The 2,972-nt window shown below is 52.9% G+C and carries 2 protein-coding genes; both read right to left on the minus strand.

Going from position 1 to position 2,972, the window contains the following annotated elements; genetic code table 11:
* Nucleotides 1-289: 289 nt before the first annotated feature.
* Nucleotides 290-1,708 (minus strand): hypothetical protein, encoded by a 1,419-nt coding sequence (locus ACJROR_RS10695; RefSeq protein WP_406547044.1) that lies wholly within the window; start codon nt 1,706-1,708, stop codon nt 290-292.
* A gap of 148 nt (nt 1,709-1,856) precedes the next feature.
* A complete protein-coding gene (locus ACJROR_RS10700; protein ID WP_406547045.1) occupies nt 1,857-2,954 on the minus strand; it encodes a hypothetical protein in 1,098 nt (365 codons plus the stop codon).
* Nucleotides 2,955-2,972 lie beyond the last annotated feature (18 nt).

The following is a 2,972-nucleotide window of genomic DNA, read 5'->3' on the forward strand; positions in this document are numbered from 1 at the left end:
CGATTTCATTTCAGAACCCCTGGCAAAAGAAAGGCCCGGAACAATTGCTCCGGAATAATCGCTCCGGACTCACTCCTTCTCATTCACGGATATCCGTGCCTGGAGGGGATTATTACGGGACGTCATCATTATAGCATCCGAAAAATAACGAGTAAGACGCAGCCCCGTTTCTCCGCAAGTGCGTGCCGGAACTTTCAGTCATACAAATTCGCGGAGCCCGGGGTATCATCGGGATTCATGCGGAGTTTCAGATACAGTTCCTGTTCGGCTTCGGGAATTCCCATGCGTTTTATCTTCCCCGGATAGTTTTCCGGGGGGCTCCCTTCCGCTGTTCAATAAAGCTGCCCTTTCCGCCTTTTCCGGTACTGAGCAGAACTGAGCTTTCCGAGCTAATCACGCTGTCTCCGGAGCTTTCACAGTAATCGCAGCCCGGAGCCGGCTTCGTTTCTTCACCGTATCGGGAGCGATGCCTGATGGCAGCCCTGGCCCCGATGATTCCGATCAGCGCATACCCCAGAAACAGAAACACCCCCGCAGTTACCGGCACCACGTCCGAAGCATCACCGGACAGCATTCCGGGAATCTTGCCGAACATACTTACGGCCTGCATCATAATAAAAATTCCGGCTCCGGTCATGAAGGATGACAGCAATATCACCGCGGTAACTCCGGTTAAGCGACCTTTCAGAAAACGCCCCGTTAATAACCAGGTTCCGAGAGCTCCCCCGAAAAAAGAGCAAAAGATGAGCTCCGTTCCGAAAAAATTGCCGGAATAATTGTAACCGGGAGTGATTTTGTTCAGCCCGCCTGACAAAATAAAAGCGGAATTCCATAATACCAGGGCTCCGGACAGAAACCAGATCGCCACAATGATGAGGTTGCTTCTCCAGAAGCTCATCGGAAAGATTCCCGAGCATTTTCCGGTAGTTCCGTTCATGACAAAGCGATACCGAACCCCGTTACGGCAAGTTTCCAGAATCCAGAACGGAAACAGTGCTGACCGCGCTCCCGACACCCGGGACGTGAAGTTCCGGCGGTCGCATCTGACGTGGTCATACTGCCCGTGCGAAACCAGAAACTTCTCAAAGGAGTCCTCTGCCCGGGCCCGGACCTTATCACGGCAGGTTCGGATATTACGGGGTGTTTCGGCAGGCATCCCCGAAAGCCAGGAAGGGCTGAACGACCGGGCCCTGAAAATCTCATACGGTTCCAGCTCCCGGGCCTGTTCCTCGGAAATCATGCCGCCGGAGTATCCGGGCACGGCAACGTACTTCTGCTCCCCCGCGGTCCGGCATTCATATACTGAATGCTCATAGACCGGAGGCATTTTGGGCAGCTGATACAGGTATCGCAGTTTTTCTCCGGAATACAGGATCTCTCCTGAAATCCCGATATCATAAAGCATGAAAGGCAGATATACCGCTCTCGGAGTTGCTTTCCGCATTTCCCGGATAAAGCCTTTCGGAACAAAGGGCCGTTTCCTGACCTCAGTCAGAAGGGCCTCCTGAAATTCCGCACGGCACTTTTCAAACGGGATAATAAGATCCGTTTTCTCCGGTTTTCGGAAATTCCCGGATCCCCGTGCCGTCCCGGAAACATGATCATTCTCCGGTGGCTCCTCACGGGACTGCGAAGCCATAAGACGGTCATACTCTTCCGGGGTCAGCTTCATGGCACAGGAGTCACAGACCAGACTCCTGGCTTCCATACGGTAAACCATGCTGCCCGAACAATAAGGACAGCGGGAAGGAGCACCGGACTTCATTCCTGAACGCCCGTGCATAAAAGGATGGCTGTATGCGCCATATGACAAATCTCCGAATAAAAGTCCGCTTCCGAAAGCCCCGGCAAGCCTGTCAGGACACCCCGCCGGCCGGGGTGTTGTCATCCGCACTCAGGATCATGCTGTCACTGCTGTAGTTTTCCCGGAAGCCGGAATCAACAGTGTTATCACTGAAGATCTCGGTGTCGGCAATCCTGCTTTCGCTGAACTCATCACTGCAAACCGCATTCATGTTCCGATCGGCGCAAACCCCATCCACCAGTATTTTCCGCACGAAACGCATTCCTGCCACCAGATATCCGGCAAAAACAACAATAGCCAGCCCCCCGACAAACACCTGAGACAGCATATCTGAAAACGCCGTCCGAAATATCCCGACTGCCGAAATAATAAAATAAATACCGAGTCCCACAATGGCAGGAGCGGACAAAAGCGCCACGGAAAGCTGCCCGAAACAGCGCGCGCAAAGGAAGCTCGATCCCAACACGGTCAGCCCCAACCCCAGCAAAACAATGATAATCACTGCCTGAATCATCTTACTGGAGCCTGATAATATATCAATGGCAATCAATAATACGAAGGAGTCTGACAGAAACCATAATGCCGTCATCCAGACCAGACGACTGCTGATGTTTGACGGAATGTAACCGCTGAATTTTCCGGAATGACCGTTTATGATCAGGCGGCAGTTACGGCCTTTCCAGACAACATCGGCAATCAGGAAGGGAAAATAGACGCAGTGTTCTTCCCAGGGCTTTACAATGATATTCCGGCTGTTGATTCTGACACCGGCATGCTGCGCCGATGATGACAGAAAATTCTCGAACTCTTTCTCCGCCCTCTCTGTGGCACTCCTGTATGAGTCTCCGAATTCCTGTTCAGCGGTTTCCGCATACATTCCTGCAAGCCATGCGGGACTGAAAGCACGGGCTTCGGAAAGGTCACAGGCCCCCGGATCCCGGGGCAGTGACGCCGTTCCCGAAAATGCGGCCTCCGTAACGCCGAGAAGCTTCAGCGATCCGGATGTCCTGCATTCATGAAAAACGTGAAGGTAACCGCCTCCGTTCCGCGACCTCACATCTTCCGACGTATAGCAGATATCCCCGGAAATCCAGAAATCACAGATTCGAAAGGGAGCATAAACCGCTCTGACGGCCGCCGCATTTTTCATGGGTAGTCAGTGATAAAA

It is taken from the genome of Succinimonas sp. (assembly GCF_045225735.1).
Lineage (GTDB): Bacteria > Pseudomonadota > Gammaproteobacteria > Enterobacterales > Succinivibrionaceae > Succinimonas.